The sequence below is a fragment of the Zavarzinella formosa DSM 19928 genome (assembly GCF_000255705.1).
Taxonomy (GTDB): domain Bacteria; phylum Planctomycetota; class Planctomycetia; order Gemmatales; family Gemmataceae; genus Zavarzinella; species Zavarzinella formosa.
This window is the reverse complement of the sequence record NZ_JH636441.1, coordinates 378793-401172: the sequence shown is the minus strand read 5'-3', so window position 1 is coordinate 401172 and position 22380 is coordinate 378793. Positions and strand designations below refer to the sequence as shown.

General features: G+C 60.4%; 13 protein-coding genes. 8 read left to right on the top strand and 5 right to left on the bottom strand.

What is annotated here, in order from left to right:
• Positions 1–45: 45 nt before the first annotated feature.
• The 5 genes from BGIM_RS0118045 to BGIM_RS0118025 all read left to right on the top strand — a co-directional run bounded on the left by BGIM_RS0118045 (position 46) and on the right by BGIM_RS0118025 (position 5505).
• On the top strand, positions 46–1170 hold the full coding sequence (locus BGIM_RS0118045; protein ID WP_020471142.1) for a hypothetical protein: 1125 nt from the start codon (positions 46–48) through the stop codon (positions 1168–1170).
• Between the two features lie 284 nt (positions 1171–1454).
• On the top strand, positions 1455–2327 hold the full coding sequence (locus BGIM_RS0118040; RefSeq protein WP_020471141.1) for a WD40/YVTN/BNR-like repeat-containing protein: 873 nt from the start codon (positions 1455–1457) through the stop codon (positions 2325–2327).
• A gap of 102 nt (positions 2328–2429) precedes the next feature.
• Positions 2430–3956, top strand: coding sequence for a phosphoenolpyruvate carboxykinase (ATP) (pckA, locus tag BGIM_RS51085; RefSeq protein WP_020471140.1), 1527 nt, complete (start codon positions 2430–2432; stop codon positions 3954–3956).
• A gap of 181 nt (positions 3957–4137) precedes the next feature.
• A complete protein-coding gene (locus tag BGIM_RS0118030) occupies positions 4138–4995 on the top strand; it encodes an NAD(P)H-hydrate dehydratase (protein WP_020471139.1) in 858 nt (285 codons plus the stop codon).
• Positions 4996–5112: 117 nt separating this feature from the next.
• Positions 5113–5505, top strand: a complete 393-nt coding sequence (locus BGIM_RS0118025; RefSeq protein ID WP_020471138.1) for a hypothetical protein — start codon at positions 5113–5115, stop codon at positions 5503–5505.
• An 18-nt stretch (positions 5506–5523) separates the two neighbouring features.
• Here BGIM_RS0118025 and BGIM_RS0118020 read toward each other — a convergent pair whose 3' ends face one another.
• Positions 5524–9084 (bottom strand): protein kinase domain-containing protein, encoded by a 3561-nt coding sequence (locus BGIM_RS0118020; protein WP_029630151.1) that lies wholly within the window; start codon positions 9082–9084, stop codon positions 5524–5526.
• Between the two features lie 262 nt (positions 9085–9346).
• Here BGIM_RS0118020 and glpK point away from each other — a divergent pair, with 262 nt between their 5' ends.
• Positions 9347–10834: a glycerol kinase GlpK gene (gene glpK, locus BGIM_RS0118015; protein WP_020471137.1), complete on the top strand. Its 1488-nt coding sequence runs from the start codon at positions 9347–9349 to the stop codon at positions 10832–10834.
• A 45-nt stretch (positions 10835–10879) separates the two neighbouring features.
• On the opposite strand, the gene BGIM_RS57770 is transcribed toward glpK, so the two are convergent.
• On the bottom strand, positions 10880–13696 hold the full coding sequence (locus tag BGIM_RS57770) for a S53 family peptidase (RefSeq protein ID WP_238537671.1): 2817 nt from the start codon (positions 13694–13696) through the stop codon (positions 10880–10882).
• Positions 13697–13988: 292 nt separating this feature from the next.
• Positions 13989–16790 (bottom strand): S53 family peptidase, encoded by a 2802-nt coding sequence (locus tag BGIM_RS57765; RefSeq protein ID WP_020471135.1) that lies wholly within the window; start codon positions 16788–16790, stop codon positions 13989–13991.
• 507 nt (positions 16791–17297) lie between these two features.
• Here BGIM_RS57765 and BGIM_RS0118000 point away from each other — a divergent pair.
• Positions 17298–18665: a hypothetical protein gene (locus tag BGIM_RS0118000; protein WP_020471134.1), complete on the top strand. Its 1368-nt coding sequence runs from the start codon at positions 17298–17300 to the stop codon at positions 18663–18665.
• Positions 18666–18899: 234 nt separating this feature from the next.
• Here the strand turns inward: BGIM_RS0118000 and BGIM_RS0117990 are convergent, their stop codons facing one another.
• Positions 18900–19106: a hypothetical protein gene (locus BGIM_RS0117990; RefSeq protein ID WP_020471132.1), complete on the bottom strand. Its 207-nt coding sequence runs from the start codon at positions 19104–19106 to the stop codon at positions 18900–18902.
• A 196-nt stretch (positions 19107–19302) separates the two neighbouring features.
• On the opposite strand from BGIM_RS0117990, the gene BGIM_RS0117985 reads away from it, so the two are divergent.
• Complete coding sequence (locus tag BGIM_RS0117985; protein WP_157369188.1) at positions 19303–20907, top strand: beta strand repeat-containing protein; 1605 nt, start codon at positions 19303–19305, stop codon at positions 20905–20907.
• A gap of 87 nt (positions 20908–20994) precedes the next feature.
• On the opposite strand, the gene BGIM_RS51070 is transcribed toward BGIM_RS0117985, so the two are convergent.
• A complete protein-coding gene (locus tag BGIM_RS51070) occupies positions 20995–22344 on the bottom strand; it encodes a patatin-like phospholipase family protein (protein WP_020471130.1) in 1350 nt (449 codons plus the stop codon).
• Positions 22345–22380 lie beyond the last annotated feature (36 nt).

Here is a 22380-nt window from a genome sequence, read left to right as displayed (position 1 = left end):
CTTTCCCAAGCCCCGCCCGCCGCACTTCAGGAGGTTGTCGCACTCATGCGCTGGCTCATCACTCTTAGTTTGTTCACGGCCGCAAACATCGCCGTCGCCGAGGACGCCCAAAAACTCCTCAAAGAAATCAAAGCCGTCACCCGCGAAGGGGCGGGCAATCCGGAGGCTCAGGCGGCGTGGAAACTGCTTGTCTCCCAAGGGGGCGAATCGCTGTTCCCGACGCTGGCCGCGATGGATGACGCGACCCCGCTCACCAGCAACTGGTTGCGGTCAGCCGTCAATGCCATCGCCGAAAAGGAGAAGGCGTCCGGCAAAATGATTCCCGCCAAACAACTCGAAGAATTTGTGCTGGACACCAAGCACGGCCCGGTCGGTCGACGGCTTGCTTATGAGCTTCTCACGGAAGCCGATCCGAAGGCCCCCGACCGCCTGTTGCCCGGTTTCATCAACGATCCCAGCGGCGACCTGCGCCGGGATGCCATTGCCGCCGTGTTGCCGAAGGCAGAGGCCGACGCGAAGAAAGACCCGAAGGCTGCCCTGCCGGTTTATGAAAAGCTGTTCGAGGCGAGCCGCGACCAAGATCAGGCCGAGAAGATTGCCAAAACCCTCAAGGAACTCGGCGGCAAGCCGGACCTGACCACTCACTTCGGCGTGGTGAACAAATGGTTTATCGTCGGCCCCTTTGACAGCGCCAAGGGAACCGGCTTCGACAAGGTTTATGAGCCGGAAAAAGGGGTGGATCTCAAGGCCGCTTACAAGGGCAAAGACAGCGCGGAGGTGAAGTGGCAGCCTTTGGCCTCCGAAGACACCTATGGTTTGGTGAACTTCAACAAATCCATCGCCAAACACATGGACGCGGCCGCTTATGCTTACACCGTGGTCGAGAGCGACGCCGACCGTCCGGTGGAACTGCGGTTCGGCAGTTACTGTGCCGTCAAGATTTTCCTCAACGGCAAGCCGATCTATGCCCGCGAAGAATACCACCACGGCGAACGCTTCGATCAATACCTTGCCCTTGGCACCTTGAAAAAAGGCAAGAACGAATTGCTGGTGAAAGTGTGCCAGAACAATCAGAAAGATTCTTGGGCGCAGAACTGGCAATTCATGTTCCGCATCTGTGACGCCACCGGCGGCGCGGTGCCAGTGAAGGTGGTTTCGGGAGAGAAATAAGGCATTAACCACAAAGACGCAAAGATCACACAAAGTTTCACAGAGAAGACCAAAACAATGTGAAAATAAAGACAACAAGCGAAGTGAAGAAGAAAGAACACGGAGCAAAATCAACAAGCATTGTTTCTTCGCTTATGCTCTGTGATCTTTCTTCTTCACTTCGCTTTTGTTTTGGTCTTCTCTGTGAAACTTTGTGTGATCTTTGTGCCTTTGTGGTTAGTCTTCTCTTGAATGTTTTCTCTTGAATGTTTTCTCTTGAGTCTCTTTTCTTGGGGGCGTCGTCAATGAACTTGTTCATCGCCGTCGGGCATGATGGCCTTCGCATGGCCTCGGCCGATGGGGTTGCCTGGACCGACAAGCAGACCGGCAAGGAAGGCGAGACCTATCGGGCCGTGAGCTTTGGGAACGGGCATGCCGTCGCGGTGGGCAGTTACGGCGGCGGGAACATCTTTGCCAGCACGGCCGACGGCAAAACGTGGAAGACGCAATTCATTGACGCGAAGTATGTCAAATACGCCCGCGGCCTCGGTTTTGGCAAGGAACAATTCGTCGCCCTCGGCGGCGACCCCGGCAGCGTCGGATCGTCCCGGCCGTTCGTGTTGTTCACCAAAACCGGTGAAACGTGGACCGAACCGCTTGACATCCCCGGCAAGCACATCCTCCGGCGGCTGGCTTTCGGGAACAACCTCTATGTGGCCGTGGGCGACCGGGGCCGACGGGCGGCGTCAACCGACGGCAAGGAATGGAAGGAAGCCCCCGAGACCAAGGCCATCGACACACTGGTGGACGTGGCTTACGGCAACGGTGTGTTCGTCGGCGTTGGCTTGCACGGCTTGCGGATGACGACCAAGGACGGCATCACCTGGACCGACCGGCAGATCGGCGACGAAGGGGAACACATGAACTCCATCGTTTGGGCAAAAGATCGTTTCGTGGCCGTGGGGGCCGGGGCGACGTATTTCTCGGCTGACGGCAAGATGTGGGAACGCAAACCCAACAAAAACGCCCCGCAATTCGCCACCCACGGCAACGGCCTTTTCGTCGGGGTTGCGTGGAAGGGCCGCCTCTTCACGTCAAAAGACGCGATCACTTGGACGGAGACGTTCAAAAGCGACAAACACATCGAAGGACTGACGTTCGCGGCATTTGAAAAGTAGAAGAATCTTCGGGCGTTCAGATTGCGCGGGATCATGACTCCCCGCCGGGTTCCGACACTTCCTAGAATGTCCCTTTGAACGAAACCAGAAGGGACTCGAATCATGTTGGCGGAGTTGGCCCGGCACGGCATCACGGCGAAGACGATCCACGCGAATCTTTCCCCGGCGATCCTTGTTGAAATGGCCCTGTCGCGTGGCGAGGGAAAACTCGCGGCCAACGGTGCCTTGGTCGCCTACACTGGCGAACGCACCGCTCGTTCCCCCAAGGACAAGTTCACCGTCCGCGAACCAAGCACCGAAGGCAAGATCGACTGGGCGGCCAATCAACCCATGTCGCCGGAGTTGTTCGACAACCTCGTGTTGCAGGCGCGCGGATACGCCTCCTTGCAAGAATTGTTTGTTATTGATGCCGTTGCCTGCGCCGAACCGGGACATTCGATCAACGTGCGGGTGATCGCCGAGCAGGCGTGGCAGGCCCTGTTCGCGCAAGACCTCTTTCGGCGGGTTCCCCCCGCCGGGTTGGAATCATTCGAGCCGGACTGGATCGTGTATTCCCTGCCAAACCTCCGGTTTGACCCCGTCCCCGCCGGGTTGAATTCGCCGGTGGTGATCGCGGCCAGCTTTGACCGCAAGACAGTTCTGATCGCCGGAACGCATTACGCGGGGGAGATCAAAAAATCGATCTTCACCATCCTCAACGGGCTGTTGCCGTGGAAGGGCGTCCTCTCCATGCACTGCTCCGCGAACATCGGGGCAGAGGGGGACACGGCCCTCTTTTTCGGCCTCTCCGGCACCGGCAAAACGACCCTCTCGGCCGACCCGGAACGCCGGTTGATCGGGGACGACGAACACGGCTGGTCCGACGCCGGGGTGTTTAACGTCGAGGGGGGATGCTATGCGAAGACCATCGACCTCTCGGAGAAGAAAGAACCACAAATCTTCCGGGCCGTGCGGTTTGGCAGCGTGCTGGAGAATGTCCCGCTTGATCCGACGACCCGCGAACCGGATTACACGAGCCAGCGGATCACCGAAAACACACGGGCGGCCTACCCCCTTGACTTCATTCCGAACGCCGAACCCTCGGGGTGTGGTCCGCATCCGACGAATGTCTTCTTCCTCACCTGCGATGCCTTCGGAGTGTTGCCGCCGATTAGCCGACTAAATTCCACGCAGGCGATGGAGCATTTCCTCTGCGGCTACACGGCGAAAGTCGCTGGCACGGAAGTGGGGGTCACCAAACCGCAGGCGACGTTCAGCACTTGCTTCGCCTCTCCTTTTTTGCCGTTGCCCCCGAAAGTGTACGCGGAACTGCTTCGCCAAAAACTGGACGCCCACACGGCCCCCGTCTGGCTGATCAACACGGGATGGTCCGGCGGCGGTCCCGGTGTCGGCAAACGCATCAGCTTGGAACACACGCGGGCCATGCTCCGGGCCGCGCTCACCGGCGAACTGGCAAGAATGCCTTTTGAAACGGAACCGTTTTTCGGGTTGAGCATCCCGACCGAGTGCCCCGGCATCCCTTCGGAAATCCTCAACCCCAAACGGGTCTGGGGTGATCCGGCCGCTTATGATTCATCAGCGAAGCATCTCGCCGCACGAATTGAAGAAACTTGGAAAAAATATCAGTGAGCATCGTTGGAGGACTTGGCCCGTCCGAGATCCGGGGCGATTCAAAAAATAGGGGTGTCGCCCGGCGGGCCGGCAGGTACCTTATGATGAACCCACCTCCGTGTATCGATCCCCCAAATGTCCAAGTGACAATGACTGTCACCCCGGACAGCCGGTTTTTCCAAAAGACGGAACCCCGCCAGTGATTGACGTGACCACCCCGCCCAAACTCCCCCCGCGCAATCCGGACTCTCACAAGGGGGATTTCGGCCGGGTGTTGGTGATTGCCGGTTCCCGTGGCATGTCCGGGGCGGCCGTGCTGACCGGATCGGCGACGTTGCGGGCCGGAGCCGGTTTGGTGCAAGTCGCCGTGCCGATGGAAATCCAACCCATCGTCGCCCAAGCCAATCCTTGTTACATGACGGCCGCGCTGCCCCAAGATTTGCGCGGCCGGTTCGCGGCGGCCGCCACGGACGACCTGGCGACCCTCTCCAATTGGTCCACGGTGACGGCGGTCGGGCCGGGGCTGGGCCAGTCTGAGTCCATGCCTGAAATGCTGGGTGGTTTGCTGGAGCGGGTGGAATGCCCGTTGGTGATCGACGCGGACGGCCTGAACGCTCTGGCGAAATTGCCCGCCACCCGGCTGAAAGATCGCACAAAACCAACCCTCATCACGCCGCATCCCGGTGAATTTGCCCGGTTAATCAATTCCAGCATCGAAACTGTCCAGGCGCACCGCGAGAATCTGGCCTTCGAGTTTGCCCGCACTCGCGGCGTTATTCTCGTCCTCAAGGGGCACGCCACGCTGGTGACAGACGGAACCCGGATGTATCGCAACACCACCGGAAACCCCGGCATGGCCACCGGCGGATCGGGGGACGTGTTGACGGGCGTGATCGCCGCTTTGATCGGCCAGGGGATGGAACCGTTCGACGCGGCCGTGTCGGGCGTCCATATTCACGGGCTGGCCGGGGATATCGCCGCCGAAAGCCGGGGACCGGTTTCCCTGATCGCCACGGACATCATCGACCATCTCGGCGACGCCTTTCGTCGGACGTGACACCTCCGGCCGGACCTTCTCCAATTCTTCACCCGGCGCCGAAGATTGCCGACTTGTTCGCCAATAAACTGGGGAGGGAAGCATTCCCTTCATTCAGTCAAATAGCGGAGATTCGTCATGCGTCGGTTGTTCGCGGCTGTTGCGTGTGTTCTCATGTCCGTCGCCATGTCCGGGGCCGAGGATGCCCCCAAGCCGCTCACGATTGAGGAAGCGGCCAAAAAGATCGATCAAAAGGTGACTGTCGAACTGGAGGTCAAATCGGCCTCCGTGCGGAACGGCAACGGTTACCTGAACTCCCACATCGATTTCAAAGACCCCAAGAATTTCACCGTGTTCGTCACCAAGGACGGCGTGGAAAGCTTCAAAAAGGCGAAGATTGAAGATATCGCCGATCACTTCAAGGGGAAGAAGATTCTGGTCACCGGCACGGTGATGAACTTCAAGGAAAAGCCGCAAATCAAGGTGACTGAGGCCGATCAAATCAAACTGACGGTGGTCGAGAAGAAATGACTGGATCGCGGATGTTGATCAGACGTCCAGCGGAACCCATTCGACGACATCAAATCTCGCATGAGGGGAGGCGGCCGGGCGGTTGACTCGTTCTTCGTAGGCTTCCCGGCAATAATGCAGCGTCTCGCGGACATCCGCGAGTTTCAGCATCACTTCGCGGACAAACACGATTTCATTGGAGCGGGAAGACCGCAACAGCGTCACGCGCCGGGGATCAAGCCCGAGGCTGATCGCCACCTGTTCCCCGGCGGCCGTCTCGGGAACAACAAGATACGCCCGCTCGTTTTCCGTGTGGCCGGTCACTGTGGGGGTCGCGCGGTCGCGGGCTTTCTTCAACCGCTGGTCCCAATCCCGCGAGAGATATTTGGCGAACTCGGCCACGTCATTGACGGGCAACAGCGTTCCGAGATAGGCGGCCGTCTGGTCGATCAGCGGCTCGGCCAATTCCTGGATATATTCGCCGGATTTCTGACACACCGCAAACAAGCCGCCTCGGGGTTCCAGCACCAGCGACTGGAGGGTCTGATCCAGCGCCTCGACATGGACGGGCTTCACCACCTCGACAAATCGCTTGGCGGCCCATTCGATTTCCTCGCCGCCGTCGGGCAGGAGGATTTGCACGATGGGGGATTCCCCGTAACAGGACGCCCCGCCGGTTTCCGGGATTTCCAAGGCTTGCTTCAAGTTGCTCAGGCGTTGACGACAAATCGACAGATCCCGTTGCTTGTCCTCAAGGCCGGCTTTCACCTTGCGGAAGAAGCGAATCACCCCCGCGTGTGTTTCCTCCTGAGTGCGCTGCTGGGCGTAATTGGAAAGAGCCGCCAGCAATGCCCGCATGTTCTTTTGATCGCGATTGCCAAAGAGGCTGAACCCGCCGCCGACATAACACACCTCGGCGGCGGCGCGGGCGACGGCAAACGCCTGTTCGCTGCGGCGGGTGAACTCGGCCGAGCCGCGCAGAATGTCGTTCTCGGTCCGTTCGCAATACTCGGCCAGACGGCCAAGCGCCCCCTCGGCGGCGGCCACCCGGCGGCCCGGTTTCTCGATCAGCCCCACGGCCTCCCGAGCCACCACTTTCAGCCAGCGGTCGCCGAGGTTGTTCACGGCCGTCACATAGGCCTTGGTCAGCTTCCCCGTTCGCACAGCGTCGGCGGGATCGCGAGATCCTTTCACGCCGACCAGATTCATCACGGCGTCGAACGCCTCGCGGGCCCACACCCCCGTCGCCCCGCCGACATCGATTTTTTGCTCCAGGTTTCCGAGCAATCCGGTCACCTGATCCCCCGGCACGGCCTCGACCGTGCGGATCGCCTCTTCAATCTGGACGCTGACTCGCTCGGGTTTCAAATTCGGGTCGCTAATGACCCGATGGCAAAACTCGGCCACCGCCGGAGAGACCGCCGACGCCTGTGATTGCCAGATCTGAATCATGCGCTCGCCCACCATGCGGGAAGCCGCCCGGAGGAGCAAGCCGCGCGGATACCAGAGGCCGCCGGTGCCGAAACTACGGAAGACTTCCCCGGAGTTGATGGCCCGCGAGCGATCCAGATCCGCGCCCATCGGCGTGGTGAGGTCCAGCGTCAGATAGGAAGCCAGTCGTTCGGCGCATTCGGAAACGGCCGTCGGGCCGCGGGCCCCGCGTTGGATCAGGTAGATTGAGGAAAACGGCCGGTCCTGTGATTCCACCTGCGGCCCGTCCGGCCCGCCATAGCGGGATTGGAAGGTGATCGTCTCGTCCGCATAGTGATTCAGTTCGCTCAGCGTGGCGTAGACATTCGCACACTCGTCCGGCGGGGTGGTCGGATCGGCCGGAGAGCCGAGAAAGAGCATCGCGTGAACGGCGACCGGCAATTTCAACTGGCCAAACAACTTGGCGATGGAATACCCGATGTCCGGGAGCGCTCCGGAGGAGGCCCCGCCAGCCGCGCACAGGACAAATATCCGGGGACGATGATCCCGCACGGGCAACCCGGAATGATCGCCAGATAATGTCAGCGATTCCGGATGGGTGGCCAGTTCGATTTCCCGGCGCAACCGGGTGACGAACCGCAGGTAGTTTTCCGTGAACGCCAGTCGCCCCAGCGCCCGCGAACCTTGGGGATTCATCGTGCGCGGAATCGCATGCAGCTTTTCACGCGGCATCCACTCGGAAAGAAGCTCCAAGGCCCCTTTGCGGTAACGGGTGATCGGTTGCAGCGGCGTCGGGAAAATCTGATCGGCCGCCAGGGCGCGGTCGGGGGAACCGGCCATTCCGACGGTCTTCGCATCCGGGTCCGCGTCCGCATACATGAAGCGGAACATGGGAATTTGCCGAAGATCCCCGAGGCGGTCGGTCAGCCGACTCCGAAGTTCCCTCAGGCATGCCAATCCGAAACTTCCGTAGCCAATGATGATGGTGGGGCGAAGCACGTCCCCGGCGACCGGAAAATCAAAATTGACCTGCTGGCTGTATTCGACCTTGCTCGGTTCGATCGGCTCAATGGCCGGAAGGGATTTAATCGATTCCAATCGCGGCTTCGCCGGTTCCGCCTTGGTCTTCACCGGCTCAATGACGGGCTTGGGCGGGCTGACCGGGTCCAGAACGGGCTTGGGGGGCTTTTCCCCGGCCGGGGGCAGGTGCAGCGTCGCCCGGAGTTCCTCGGGATCGACGCTGGCATCGATGCCCCCGAACTTGGTCGCGGGAAGCACCGCCGATTCCGGGTCGAGTTCTTTGGACGACACATCCTCGGCGATCGCATAAACGGGAAGGCCGCCGCCGGACATGCCGCTGAGGGCTTCGATGAATTGCCGGGAATTGGGAAACCGCTTGAACGGGTCTTTGGAAAGCGCCCGATAAACCGCCCGCCGGTCCCGCTCCGGCAATGGGGAGAGGTCAGGCTCCACGTTCATGTGCTGAAGGGCCAGTTCGCGGATCGTCTTCCCGTTGAAGGGGCGCCGGCCGGTCAGCATCTCCATGTAAACGATGGCGACGCTGTATTGATCGCTGTGCTTGGTGATCCGGGAGGTAAACGTCTCCGGGGCGGCATACTGCGGCGAAATGCCGGCGAGGATGCCGGAGGAACTCTGGCGCTCCAGATGCCGGGCCAGGCCAAAATCCGCCACCTTGACGTGATCCCCGATGAGGAACAGGTTTCGGGGCTTCACATCCATGTGCATGACGTTGTGCGCTTCGCTGAGGTAATCCAACCCCTCGGCGGTGTCAGCCATGTATTTGAGGAGTTTGTCCCTCGGAATGCCCGGCTGTCCGGCGGTGCGGGCTTCCTGAAGCACGTCGTGCAGGCTCTTCTCGGCCAGCTCCATCACCATCACCACTTCGCCATCGAGGATGTCAATCCGCTCGATGGAGAGGACGAAGGGGTGGCGAACCTCCTTCACTCGCTGAATGGCGTGGAATTCCTGTCGAGCCCGGCCGTCTCCGGTCGCGGAGGCGTCCAGACTGCCGAACACGAATTTGATGGCCTTCATGATCTGGCCGGGCGCTTCGCACAGCCATACCTCCCCAAAGCCTCCGGATCCCAACGGGCGGATCAGGCGGTAACCGGGGATTGGCTCCTCGTCGGCTTCGCGGATGAAACTCATTGACTTGGCGCAGCCTGACTCTCGGCCGTGTGAGTGGTCCGGGGGTGACGAACGCGGGCGTGTGACGCTAATTAGATGCTAACCCATGATCGGCCGCTTGTCCAACCTTCCGGCCAGGAACACGGATTCCGGGCGGTCCTAATTGATGAATACAACATAACTTTCGGGTCGTGCCGCTTGTCAAACCTCGCGAAAGACTGACTTTCGTGAAGTTGACGAATGTTCTAATGATCGGGCCGCCCGGCACTCTCCGGAGATTTTCATGCGTCACATTTTGGCGCTCGACGAAGGCACCACTAGCGCGCGGGCGATCATTTTCGACGCGGAAGGGGGCGTCCGGGCGATTGCTCAGAAGGAATTTACCCAACAATTCCCAAAACCCGGCTGGGTTGAACACGATGCGGACGAAATTTGGTCCGCCCAGATCGGCGTGGCGATCGAGGCGATGAGCCGGGCGAGAATCGAGGCGAAAGACTTGGCGGCCGTCGGCATCACCAATCAGCGGGAAACCACCGTCGTCTGGGACCGCGAGACCGGCATCCCGGTCGGCCCCGCCATTGTCTGGCAGGATCGCCGCACGGCCGTCTATTGCGACCGCCTTCGGGAGGAAGGCCACGCCGGACTCATCCAATCACGCACCGGCTTGTTGATCGATGCCTATTTCTCGGCCAGCAAAATCGCCTGGATTCTGGAGCATGTGCCCGATGCCCGCCGGAAGGCCGAGACCGGGCGGCTTGCCTTTGGAACCATCGACACCTGGCTGGCTTGGAAGTTGACGGGCGGCCGGTTGCACATCACCGACGCCGGCAACGCCTCCCGGACCATGCTGTTCAACATTCACACGGGACGGTGGGATGATGAACTGTTGAAACTGTTCGATGTCCCCGAATCGATGCTCCCCGAAGTGCGGGCTTCCAGCGAGGTCTATGGTGACATTCAATCAGTGGGCTTGAAGGGTGTTCCGCTCGCGGGAATCGCCGGGGACCAACAGGCGGCGTTGTTTGGCCAAAGATGCTTTGCCCCCGGACTGACGAAAAACACCTACGGAACCGGGTGTTTCATGTTGCAGAACACCGGTGAAACGCCCTCCGTCTCCCGCAATCAATTACTGACCACGGTGGCTTGGAAGATCGACGACCGGACCACCTACGCCCTCGAAGGCTCGGTTTTTGTGGCCGGAGCCGTTATCCAATGGCTTCGCGACGGGTTGAAAATCATCCGAACATCCGAGGAAGTAAACACTCTGGCGACCACCGTCCCCGACAATGGCGGTGTGTATCTGGTCCCCGCGTTCACCGGATTGGGCGCGCCCCATTGGAACCCGCACGCCCGAGGTTCGCTGTTTGGCGTCACCCGAGGAACAACAGGCGGCCACATCGCGAGGGCGGCGCTGGAATCAATCGCGTTTCAATCGGCCGAACTGCTGGAAGCCATGCGAGCCGATGCCGGACAACCGCCGACGGAACTCCGGGTGGACGGCGGGGCCTCCAAAAGCGACTTGCTCATGCAATTCCAAGCCGACCTGCTCGGCATCCCGGTCGCCCGGCCCGCCGTGACGGAGACAACCGCCCTCGGCGCCGCCTGTCTGGCGGGTCTGGCCACCGGTTTTTGGAAAACAACGGACGAACTGGCCTCGCAATACCGCGTGGAACGCCGGTTTGAACCACGAATGCCAGCGGACCAAGTGCGGGAATTGCAAGCAAATTGGAAGCGAGCCATCACCCGGACAATCGGTTGGGCCGCCGGTTGATTGCCGACTGTTCTCTCATGAGTTCATGGAAGCGGCCCCGTCCGTTCACACTTCGATCAACCGCATGTTGCCGTAGAAGCCGAGGCTCAGATTGTCATTGTGTGCCCCCGTGGTCAGTCCGAGGGATTGACCGGCGATCTTCATCGCGACGATATTCTGGGCCGAGATCAGATAGGTAGCGGCCGTCGTGTCGCCGATCATCTGGCCGCCGACGGTGATGAGGCTGACTTTGGACAAGGCAGTTTGGTTGTCGCGGTTTGCGATGGCCAGTCCCGTCGTGTCCACGCCGACGAGGAGGTTGCTTTGATACCAGTCTCCCCCCAGGCTGAGGGTGCCGATTTGGGCGCTGCCGTTCGCCGCGTTTCCGTTCCAGTCGTAACCGGCCAAAATGTTGGCATTCTCAAGGTTGCCGCGGATCGACAGGGTGCCGATGGCCAAGTCCGTCAGAAGCGTTTTGCCTGTCGGAACCAGTTGCTTTTGAGCGGAAATCACCGCCGGGACCGAGCGGCCGATCACATCCCCTTTGATGGTCAGGGTGGTGATATCCGTGTTGCTTTCAATCGAACCGGTCCCCGTGAGATTGGCGTTTGTGTAACCGTTATAGGCCCCGGAGATCAGCGAACCGCCCACGGTCATCGTGCCCAAGTGGCCTCCGACGGCGACCGATCCGCTGTTGCTGACGTTCTGGCTCGCCGCCGTTGCCGATCCGCCGATGATGTCCCGCCCGACGGTCAATGTCGTCAGGTTGCCGGAAATTTTGATCGCCCCGGCCAGGCTGACGCCATCGCCACCGATGATGCTGCCGCCGATGGAGATGGTGGTCACGTTTCCGAGCGACTGGATGGTTCCATGCTGGTTCTGGCCGCTGAGGGAACCGGTGACGTGAAGAGTGGTGATGCTGTCCGAGGCGAACACATTCCCCTTGAGATCGCCCAAGATATTCGCCGTTCCCAGTTTGCCGGTCAGGGACAGGCTGCCGTTCAAGTTCCCGCTTACCATGAGCGTGGTGATGTTGCCGTCAGTGCCGGTGCCCCCGCTGATGTTCAGAGATGCACCGGAGGCGATATCAGTTTTGACGGTCAGGGTCTTCAACGCCCCGGTGACGGCGCTGGAAAGATCGCCCCCGGCGGCCTGCGAGTCAGTCCCGTAGCGGCCGAGGGAGGCGACGCTCAGGGCACCGATGCCAGCCGTCTGGGTGGTGACGTCCCCCGCCAGAATCTTCCCGAGATCGCCGACAATCGAGACGGTTCCGAGATCGATGCCCGTGGCGTCGATGGCGCCGATGGTTGCCAGTCCGTCCGAATTTACGAATGTTCGTTTGGTGGTGACAGTGATGTTTGTCCCGGCGGCCGCCGCCAGGTTATTGAGATTGATCTCTTGGAGTTGATAGCCCGTTCCGACTTTGGCGGTCTCAAAAATGGAGGAGACGTTGGCCAGTGTCAGGATGGGTTTGGTGAATGTCACGGTGACTTTGTCCCCGTCCGGCTCAATGTAACTGGCCGTCTTGGAGTTCACGAATGTCGCATCGGCGGACAAGGGCTGGGCGTTGTCATTGAGCGCGAAGATCAGCGGACTCCCGGTGGGAGAGCCTCGCCCGGTGGTGAGGTCATAGCCCGTTCCGGCGGTAAAGTGACCGGCCGATCCCAAGGTGATATCGTTGAAATTGGCGGCGGGCATGGAGTAAAGTTTTGGCAGCGTGTCAGCCCGTCCGTTGAGAGGCGCTTTGCCGCTGATCGCCCTGACTTCATTGGCAATGGCAATCGTCGCCGCCCAGGAGGGTGCGGAAAAGCTGGTGCCGCCGAATTGATACCACGGCGTCGCGCCTCCGTTAAATGAATCGCACACGGCGACACCCGTGTCGGGATCGGCGTCAAAGGCCACGTCCGGGACCGTTCGCTTTGTTGCGCTGGGAGTCGTGACACTGTGTTGATAGCTTGGCTTGGCTTCATATTGGCTGACACCCCCGCCAGTTCCTTCAACATCACTTGGAATGGAGTAGACTCCCCAAGTGGCTTCGGAATCGTAATCGTCGGTTCCGGTGAGGTAGAGGCTGGTGCCGCCGACCGCCAGCACATTCGGGGACACCGAGGGTTGCTCCACGATCCCGCCCGTGTCCCCCGTCGATGCGATAAAGGTGACCGGATGGTTGGCCAGCGACGTGTAAACGCTGTCGTATGAGCTTTCCGTGCTGAACTCGTTCCCGCCATAACTCATGGAAACGACCGAAACGCCGGATACGCTCCTGGCATATTTGACCGCCGCCTGGAGATTGACATTCTGATTGTTGGTCGCCTCGACCAGCATGATCTTCGCCTGGGGGGCAATGGCGTGAACCCATTCAACGTCCAGACAGATTTCGCCCGCCCATCCGGCGTCGGTTGCCAGGCCCGTCGTTGATCCCCCTGTTTGGCTCACCTTCACAAAGTTGGAAGCGGTCGGGGCCGGAAGGTTGTATTGGGCGCTAAAGGTCGTCAAGTCGGCGAGAATGTTCGGGTCGTCGTAGGCATCGACAATCGCAACCGTCTGGCCGGCGCCGTCAGCCGTGATGCCGCCAAAGACGATGTTGCCAAGCCCGTAGGCTTTGATGATTTGAGAAGGTGTTTTGGAAGTGGCGACCGGCGAAACCGATCCGGCCGGGGTGACGGTTTCGCCCATCTGAACCACATCGCCCGTCGCCGGGGCCGAACTGCCGAACACTTGGTAGTCCGGATGAACCAACATGGTGTCCCCGCTGGTCAGGACGGCGGGAACGGTGCGATCTTCCAGTGATTCGATCATCAACCGAGACTGATGCTTTTTTGCGTTTCCCCGCATGTTCTGAACATGATTCCGGGTTGAGGAAAGAACTCTCGTGCGTTTCATGGTGTGCCGGCTCGTGATGGAGAGAATCAATCTCAAAACAAAGCGCCGGGTGGTTGGCGGCTTGCTTTTCAAATGATTGGACATTTTTTCAAAATGTGCCGCATGGAAATGCGAACGAAAAATGATGATTGCTGGTTTCATGCGGCAATCGATCACTGATCGACGGCTGTTTCATCACCTGCAAATGGCCGGGGCGTCTGGACGGAAGGTTTTATTGGCCAGGCCCGAGATCATTCAGGCGATCACGGCATCTTTAAGAAAAAGACGAGACGCCGGATATGGCTTGCGCCCGTCACAATTCAATCACTTTCATATTGCCGTAAAAGCCGATGCTCAGATTGTCGTTGTGCTCCCCCTTGAGCAACCCCAAGGATTGACCAGCGATCTTCATGGCGACAATGCTTTGGGCCGTGATGCCGTAGGACACACTGGCCGAGGTGTCGCCGATCATCTGGCCGCCAATGGTGATGAGGCTGACTTTGGAGAGGGCGTTTGCGTTGGCACGGTTTACGATGGCCTGTCTCGTCATGTCCGTGCCGGCGAGGAGGCTGCTTTGGCGCCAGTCTCCGCGCAGGTTGACCGTCCCGATTTGGGCGCTGCCGTTGGTTGCGATTCCGTTCCAGTCATAACCGGCTTTGATGTAGGAATTCTCAATGTTCCCCCAGATCGACAGGGTACCGATGGCCAAGTCCGTCAAAAGTGTCTTGCCCGCCGGAACCAGTTGTTTTTGGGCGGAGATCACGGCCCCGACCGAGCGGCCGATCACATCCCCCTTGATGGTCAGGGAGCCGATGTCGGTGTTGCTTTCAATCGAACCGGTTCCCGTCAGGGTGTCGGACGTGTAGCCGTTTGAAGACCCGGCAATGAGCGATCCGCCCACGGTCACCGTGCCCAAGTGGCCCCCGACGGCGACTGATCCGCTGTTGCTGACGTTCTGGCTCGCCGCCGTTGCCGAGCCGCCGATGATGTCCCGCCCGACGGTCAGGGTCGTCAGGTTTCCGGAGACTTTGATCGCCCCGGCGAAGCTAACCCCGGAGCCGCCGATGATGCTGCCGCCGATGGAGATGGTGGTCGCGTTTCCAAGAACCTGAATCGAGCCGAAGTTGTTCTGGCCGTTGAGGGAACCGGCGACATGAAGAGTGGTGACGCTGTCCGAAGTGAACACGCTTCCCTTGAGGTCTCCCAGGATATTCGCCGTTCCCAGTTTGCCGCTCAGGGTCAGGCTGCCGTTCAGGTTCCCGCTTACCGTGAGTGTGGTGAGATAGCCGTCGGCGCTGGTGGCTCCGCTGACATTCAGAGAAGCTCCGGTGGCGATATCGGTTTTGACGGTCAGGGTCTTCAGCGCCCCGGTGACGGCGCTGGAAAGATTACCCCCGGCGGCCTGCGAGTTGGTTCCGATGCGGCCGAGGGAGGCGACGCTCAGAGCGCCGATGCCGGCCGTTTTGGTGGTGGTGTCGCCCGCCAGAATCTTCCCGAGATCTCCGCCGACCGTCACCGTTCCGAGGTCGATTCCGGATGCGTCAATGAGGCCAACGGTCGCCAGCCCGTCCGAATTCGCGAGCGTTCGTTTGGCGGCGACGGTGATGTTCGTTCCGGCGGCGGCGGTCAGGCCGGAAAGATTGATCGCCTGTAACTGGTATCCGCTCGTCCCAACCTTGGCGGCCGACACGATGGTGCCGACGTTCGCGGCGGTCAGGATGGGTTTGGTGAATGTCACGGTGACTTTGTCCCCGTCCGGCTCGATGTAAGAGGCCGTCTTGGAGTTCACGAAGACGACATTGGAAGGGGGCGGCGGCGTGTCGCCATCATTGAGGGCCGAAACGATCAAACTGGCGCGGGGAGAACCGCGTCCGGTGGTCAGGTCATACCCGGCCGCGGCGTTGAACGACCCGGCGGACCCGGTGGTGACGTCGTGGAAGTTGGCGGCGGACATGGTATACAGTTTCGGAAGCGTGTCGGCCCGGCCGTTGAGCGGAGTCTTGCCGCTCAAGACCCGGCCCTCGTTGGCGATGGCAATCATCGCCGCCCACGAGGGAGCCGAGAAACTGGTGCCGCCGAACTGATACCACGGACTGGAGCCTCCGTTGAATGAATCGCACACGGCGACGCCTGTGTTGGGGTCGGCGTCGAAGGACACATCGGGGACCGTCCGCATGCTCGAACTTGGGGTCGTGACGCTGTTTTGAAAGCTCGGTTTGGCTTCATACGCGCTGATCCCGCCCCCGGTGCCGTCCCAAGCCGATTCCGAACTGTAAACACCGGCGGAACTGGCGAAGAGACTGGTCCCGCCGACGGCCAGCACGTTCGGGGAAACCGACGGCTGTTCGACAATCCCGCCGACATCTCCGGTGGATGCGATAAAAGTGACCGGGTGGTTCGAGAGCGATGTGAACGTCGAGTCGGCCGAGTTCTCGCCGTCATACTCGTCCCCGCCGTAACTCATGGAAACGACTGATACCCCGGCCACGCTTTTGGCGTAATTGACAGCCACGTTCAGGCTACTGCTAAAGCTGTCATTGGCCTCGACCAGCAGAATCTTCGCCTGGGGGGCGATGGCGTGAACCCATTCGACATCGAGGCAGATTTCACCCGCCCATCCGGAGTTGGTCGCCATGCCCGCCGTGGATCCGCCGCTCTGGTTTACCTTGGAGAAATTCGCGGCCGTCGGCGACGGCAGGCCGTATTGGGCGCTAAAGGTGGTCAGGTCGGCGAGGATGTTCGGATCGTCATAGGCGTCAACGATCGCGACCGTCTGGCCGGCGCCGTCTCCGGTGACGCCGCCAAACAAGATGGTGTCGAGTCCGTAGGCTTTGCGGATTTGAACGGGTGTTTTGGCGCTGGTCGGTGGTGAAGAAGCCCCCGCCGGGGTGTCGGCCTCGCCCATCTGGACCACGTCGCCCGTCACCGAACCGGAAGCCGCGTACACGCGATAGTTAGGATAATCGATCACCGTACTCGGATCGGCCAGCCCGGCAGGGACGGTGCGGTCTTCCAGCGTGTCAATCATCAACCGGGAACGATGATTGTTCCGGTTTTTCCTCTTCGCGGAGGCATCGTGGTTCAGGACAGGCGAGAGAGTGTCAGTCAACTTCATGTTCTGATTGCCTGCAATGGAGCAAGAAAGCGGGAATTCAGTAAAAGGCGGTCAATTGTCTGAAGGTGTCATGGAGCGAGTACGACAACTTCCCCGATAATGTATCACCGAACCAGAGGGCGAGGAATCTCATTCTCACGTTTTCGCGGCACACGCCGGGAGTTTAGACGACGTTTTTAGTTGAGAATTGGCGGAGAAATTGAGGCGGCGAAAGAATGCCCGCCCGGGGCAGGCGCACACCAAGCATATGGCCGGAATTGGTTATTAACTTTTGACCGGAATCGTGTCATGCCGGGTATCGTGCCTTTTCCGAGCGTGAAGCGTCAGTGACGCTTCACGCTCGGAAAAGGCACGGCACACAAAGGTGAGTTCTAACTCGGGAAGTAACAAGCATTTTCAGCCAGAGCCGTGTTGGGGTGCGAACCGGCGATTTTGGCCGCATGACGCCCCCGCCCGCACCCGCTAAATCATCTCTGGGTTCCCGTCACGCGCAATTGAAAGCACGCCATGTTGCGAACATCCCTCGTTACTGTTTGTTTGCTCGCCCTGCCCGGCCTCGGCCGCTGTGAGCCGACCAAGCTGGTTGTGCCGCCGGACCCGCCGAAGGAATTATTGACCGCGTGGAAAGACGCCGGTTTCAACTTTACATGGATCGTCAAGGACGGCTCCGGTGTCTGGTTCCCGGCGTACAAGGCGTCGCCGGGGGCCATGTGGTCGTTCTCGGGGGAAGGCCTCGCGGGGGAGCGCCTGGCCAAGTTGCCGGCGCCGCAACAGCCTTTCGGCCTGAACTTCGCGAAGGCCGAAGTCACGGCGGACAATTTGAAACTGGCGGCCGCCTTTCCGATGCTGACATACCTCAATCTGGCGAATGAACACGTCGGCGACGCCGAACTGAAAGGCCTCGCCGGCCACAAGCGGCTCGCGGGCATCGACCTCACGCAGTCGAAGGTCACTGACGCCGGGCTGGCTCATCTGGCCGACCTGCCGGCCCTCGCCACGCTGGACGTGGCGGCGACGGGGGTGACGGATGACGGCCTGAAAGTCATCGCCCGCATGGAAAGTCTTACGACGCTGGTGCTGAACGGGACGCTGTTCACCGACACCGGGTTGAAACACCTCGCCCCCCTCAAGAAACTGACGGCTCTCCACCTGACCTTTTCCCGCCTGTCGGACACCGGACTCGCCCATTTGAGCCAGTTCCCGAAACTCGCCTGGCTGGACCTCGGCTCGACGCGGGTGACGGCGGCCGGGCTGAAGCACCTGGCCGAACTGCCGGAACTGACCGGGCTTCTGATGGCCCGCAACCAACTGACCGCCGCCGAGTTTAAAGAGGTGGCCCGGTGCAAGAAACTGACCGAACTCAACCTGATGTTCGCGCGGATGGACGACGCCGGACTGAAAGAATTGGCGGCCCTCAAGTCGTTGGAAGCCCTCACGCTGGTCCAGGCGGCGATCTCGGACGACGGCCTGAAGCACCTGGCCGGACTGGACAAGCTCAACACCCTCAACATCTTTTTGACCGAAATCACCGACGACGGCCTCGCGCACCTCGCCGGCCTGACGGCGCTCGAGTCCCTAAACGTCGGTCACACCAAAATCACGGACACCAGCCTCAAGACCATCGCCGGCTTCAAAAAATTGATCGATCTGGATATCGGCCATACCAAAATCACGGACGACGGCCTCAAGACGCTCGCCGGTCTGGCGGAACTAAAAGCCTTGAGCATCGTGTTCACGCCAATCTCCGACGACGCCATCCCCGACCTCGCCGCCTTCAAAAAATTGGAAACACTCTCCCTGATTGGCTCGGATATTTCACGGAAAGGGTTCGACATGCTCCAAAAAGCTCTGCCGAAGACCCTGTTCGACCGGTGACGCCGACCGGCCGAGTGCCTCAACTACTTCCCGCAGTCTGGCTTCCAGCCGCCACAGAAACTTGAACTTAGCCATAACCGCTGTGACGAATCACTTCAGACCATTGCCTTTTGTTTCGGTCCATCGCACTCATTCCCAAAGCGCAAAGCTGTTTGTTGCCGGTCCGTGCCCGGCCGGCAATTGATTTCCCTTTCATGCGCCCGGACTTTCCGAAAATGCCGGAACTGCCTGCGATCATGTCGATTCAGGATCGGCACGGGACGGGCCACGGCTGTTCCAGCTTGGCGGGTCGCTTGCCGGGAAGGAATCCTCGGAAGCCTCGGCCACTTCGTCGATATGGCCGTCTTCGTCGAGTTCCCGGCCGTCGCCAGCCGGCACGGCGGTTGTTTGAATGGATTTGGGGTCGTTGATCGGATTCGGGCGAGGATTCGGATCGCTCATGTCATGACTCCCGTCGAGGGTTGTTTGATTTGGAAAGGAAGCAAGCCGCGTGCCCGCGACGGCACGAAATATTTTTCCGATTGGCGGTCACAGATCCAAAAGTCGCGCGTCCGGGGTGGGGAAGAGTTCGACGTTCACGGCAAAGTGCCTGAAAAATCGAACCCAACAACCCCTGCCACGATTTTTGGAGATTCCGATGCTTTTCTTCCCCCGGACCCGTTCGCAAGCCTCCCGCAACCGCAAGACCACCCTCGGAGTTGAGCAATTCGGCGAACGGATCGTCCCGGCCGGGTTGGTCGATGTCACCTTCATGAACGGGACGCTGAAGATCATGGGGGACGCGGCCGACAACACCCTGACCGTCACCCAGACGGCCGACAACCGCCTGACGCTCACGACGGACATCGGCACCGGCCTGCGGGTCAACGGGACGAACGTGTCCGGCTTCATGGGGCACACGCTGACCACGCCAGTGACCGGCGGCGTGACCGTCAACATGGGAGCGGGCATCGACTCGCTGACCTTCAACGGCGCGACCGAGGACATCGATCTGCCATCGTTTCTGAACATCAACGGCGGGGACGGCAACAATCTTTTGACTTTCCAACAAGGTGTCACAGTCGGCGGCGATGTGACAATCACCAACGGCCTCGGCCTCGACACCATCCACTTGAATGATGAATTGAACTTTCTCGGGAAGACGACCATCAACAACGGCAAAGGCGGGAGCCTGATTGACAGCAACGCCACAACTGATTTGCGGGTGGGAGGCGTGTTCAGCGTCACCAACGGGGCGGGGTTTGACAAACTCGACTGGAAGACCGCCCAGAATGTGAAACTTGGCGGTTATGTGCAATCGACCGGTGCGGATACGGACGGCAGTGAGTTTGATCTCAGCCCGGTCAAGTCTCTGACGATCAACGGGGCGGTGAAGGTGACGAACGGGGCCGGCAGCGATTTGCTGGACCTCGGCGACCCCACATTGGTGACCAAGATCACGGGGGCGCTGACCGTCGCCAACGGGGCCGGGTTCAACCATACCGACGTGATCGGCGCCGACAGTCTGTTCGTCGGCGGGCCGATCAATTTCACCGGCGGGGCGAATGACGACCTCGTTCATCTCGGGTTGAACAGCAACCTCGTCTCGTTTGGCGCCATCACGATCACCGGCGGCGCCGGGTCTAACAGCTCCATTGTCGCCGGGACGGAACTAAATGTCGTCGGTAATGTGTCCGTCATTGGCGGAGCCGGCTCGGACTCACTCCAATTCGTCACAACTAACGACAGCCTGATTACCGGAGCGGTGAGCCTGACACTTGGGGCGGGCGCAAACTCCCTGACGGCCGACTCTGGCAACGGCACCGCCCTGAGCATTGGCAAGACACTCAATTTCTTGAGCACGAGCGCCGCCCCGAACTCAAACACGGTTGAATTGCGTGCCGTGAGGATTCAAGGGGCGGCCACTATCACAACCGGGGGCGGAAACGACCTCATCCTCATCGACGACGTCACATTTGCCGGAAAGTTCACTCTGAACACGTCCGGCGGGACGGACACCGTGAACATCGAGCAACTGGCCGGGTGGACGGGGCACACCAACTTCCTCGGGGCCGTGGTGATCCAGACCGGGGTCGGAGACGACACAGTGAAGGTGTCCGACGTGCTGGCCAAACCGGAGCAAAAGGCGATCTTCGCCTCCAGTGTCAAGTTCGACGGCGGGTTGGGGACTGACACGCTTCAATTGTCAGATTTTGGCGCCAACCTCTTCTACGGTTCCCCGGCGGTCAAAATTAGTTTCTGATCCTGCTCCGGTCAATGGAAAGCAAAACGCCCGGCGGGTAGCCGGGCGTGACGCAAGTTTGGCAATTCGTCCAGAAGAAACCCCTGCTTACTTCATCAACGGATCACCCGTGAAGGTCTCCCGGATGTTGGCCGGAGTGGGCAGGTCGGATTTGGGTTTCGGCACCGGCGGCAGGAACATCGAGTCGTCGTTCGGCGGCAGATAATCCAACCGGATGCTGCCGCGGAATGCGGGGACTTCCCTGGGCAGCGAACCCGGCGGGGTCGTCCGCCAGAGGTCTTTGCTCTTCGCGCGGGATCGCCCTTCCTCGAACAGACGGCTCATCGCCTCCGGGTTGAACTCCGTGCTGTCAATCTTGCACTCCACGTCCTCCGGGACGGACGAAAGCTTGAAGTTCATGCCCGTCAGGGCGCTGGCAAAATACAGTTTGAACAGTTCGTCTCGCGCTTGGGTGTACAGCAGCGTGGAAACAGACGACCCAAGGACGGCCAGCGACCGGGAGCGGACTTCCTCCTGATCCGCATAGAGCTTGCCCGCCACCATCACATACATGTTGGACCCGTAGAGACCCGACTTGGTGGGATCACGGCGTTGTTCCGGGGGCAGCCACGGCGGCCGCACGAACAACGCCGATGTCACCCCGCCATCGACATGGCGTTCCACAAACTTTTCACCGTTGATCGTCACCGGGATGCGAACCGGCGGGAAGAATCCGGGGATCGAGGCGGAGGCCAGCATCACCATGCGAAACAGGTCGCGGGCTCCCTCGGTGTCGTCGCAGGCGATCGCCCCCATGTCCCAGATGACCGGGCGCCGGGCGTCGAGATCGGTCGTGCCGATGTAGAGCCGCCGACCCTTGCGATGTTCGGCGGCCACTTTGGCGATGACCTCCGGCGTGGTTGTTTCGGCGATTTTGTCCCGCATGGGTGTGGAATCGGCCAGCGACTCTGACAACAGACCCCGCAGGATGCTCTTCATCTTGTAAACGTCTTTGTTGGTCACGCTGGTGTAGTATTGCCGCAGCAAGGGATCGTATTCCGGTCCCGCGAAGGCGAACACGGCAATCAAGGCCCCGGTGCTGATGCCGGTCACCACATCGAAATTCGGCCGGGTGCCTGCCTCGGTCCAGCCCACCAACAGACCGGCCGGATAAGCCCCGAAAGCCCCGCCGCCGGAAATCACCAGCACGTTCTTTTGCGGCGGCAACACCTTGGGCTTGTGGTCTTCCTTGATTTTGTCCGCGATAACGGTCAGGTCATCCCAGTTTAACAACGTGTTCGCGTCACACTGGGCAACGGGATCGATCAAACGGGCCGGGCTGAACCCGGCCTTCACGGGCGTTCGGTCTTGGGATGTGCCGCTGCAACCGGCCGGCCCGATCATCAGCAGGGCCAGACCCAGATGAACATACGGCCGACAGACCGACCACTTTTTCATGACATGACCACCCGGAAAGAGCAACCGCCAACCGGA

Excerpts from the sequence above, each read along its gene's own strand:
- BGIM_RS0118045 (WP_020471142.1), top strand. The coding sequence starts at position 46 with ATGCGCTGGCTCATCACTCTTAGTTTGTTCACGGCCGCAAACATCGCC.
- BGIM_RS0118040 (WP_020471141.1), top strand. The coding sequence starts at position 1,455 with ATGAACTTGTTCATCGCCGTCGGGCATGATGGCCTTCGCATGGCCTCG.
- pckA (WP_020471140.1), top strand. The coding sequence starts at position 2,430 with ATGTTGGCGGAGTTGGCCCGGCACGGCATCACGGCGAAGACGATCCAC.
- BGIM_RS0118025 (WP_020471138.1), top strand. The coding sequence starts at position 5,113 with ATGCGTCGGTTGTTCGCGGCTGTTGCGTGTGTTCTCATGTCCGTCGCC.
- BGIM_RS0118020 (WP_029630151.1), bottom strand. The coding sequence starts at position 9,084 with ATGAGTTTCATCCGCGAAGCCGACGAGGAGCCAATCCCCGGTTACCGC.
- glpK (WP_020471137.1), top strand. The coding sequence starts at position 9,347 with ATGCGTCACATTTTGGCGCTCGACGAAGGCACCACTAGCGCGCGGGCG.
- BGIM_RS57770 (WP_238537671.1), bottom strand. The coding sequence starts at position 13,696 with ATGAAACGCACGAGAGTTCTTTCCTCAACCCGGAATCATGTTCAGAAC.
- BGIM_RS57765 (WP_020471135.1), bottom strand. The coding sequence starts at position 16,790 with ATGAAGTTGACTGACACTCTCTCGCCTGTCCTGAACCACGATGCCTCC.
- BGIM_RS0118000 (WP_020471134.1), top strand. The coding sequence starts at position 17,298 with ATGTTGCGAACATCCCTCGTTACTGTTTGTTTGCTCGCCCTGCCCGGC.
- BGIM_RS0117990 (WP_020471132.1), bottom strand. The coding sequence starts at position 19,106 with ATGAGCGATCCGAATCCTCGCCCGAATCCGATCAACGACCCCAAATCC.
- BGIM_RS0117985 (WP_157369188.1), top strand. The coding sequence starts at position 19,303 with ATGCTTTTCTTCCCCCGGACCCGTTCGCAAGCCTCCCGCAACCGCAAG.
- BGIM_RS51070 (WP_020471130.1), bottom strand. The coding sequence starts at position 22,344 with ATGAAAAAGTGGTCGGTCTGTCGGCCGTATGTTCATCTGGGTCTGGCC.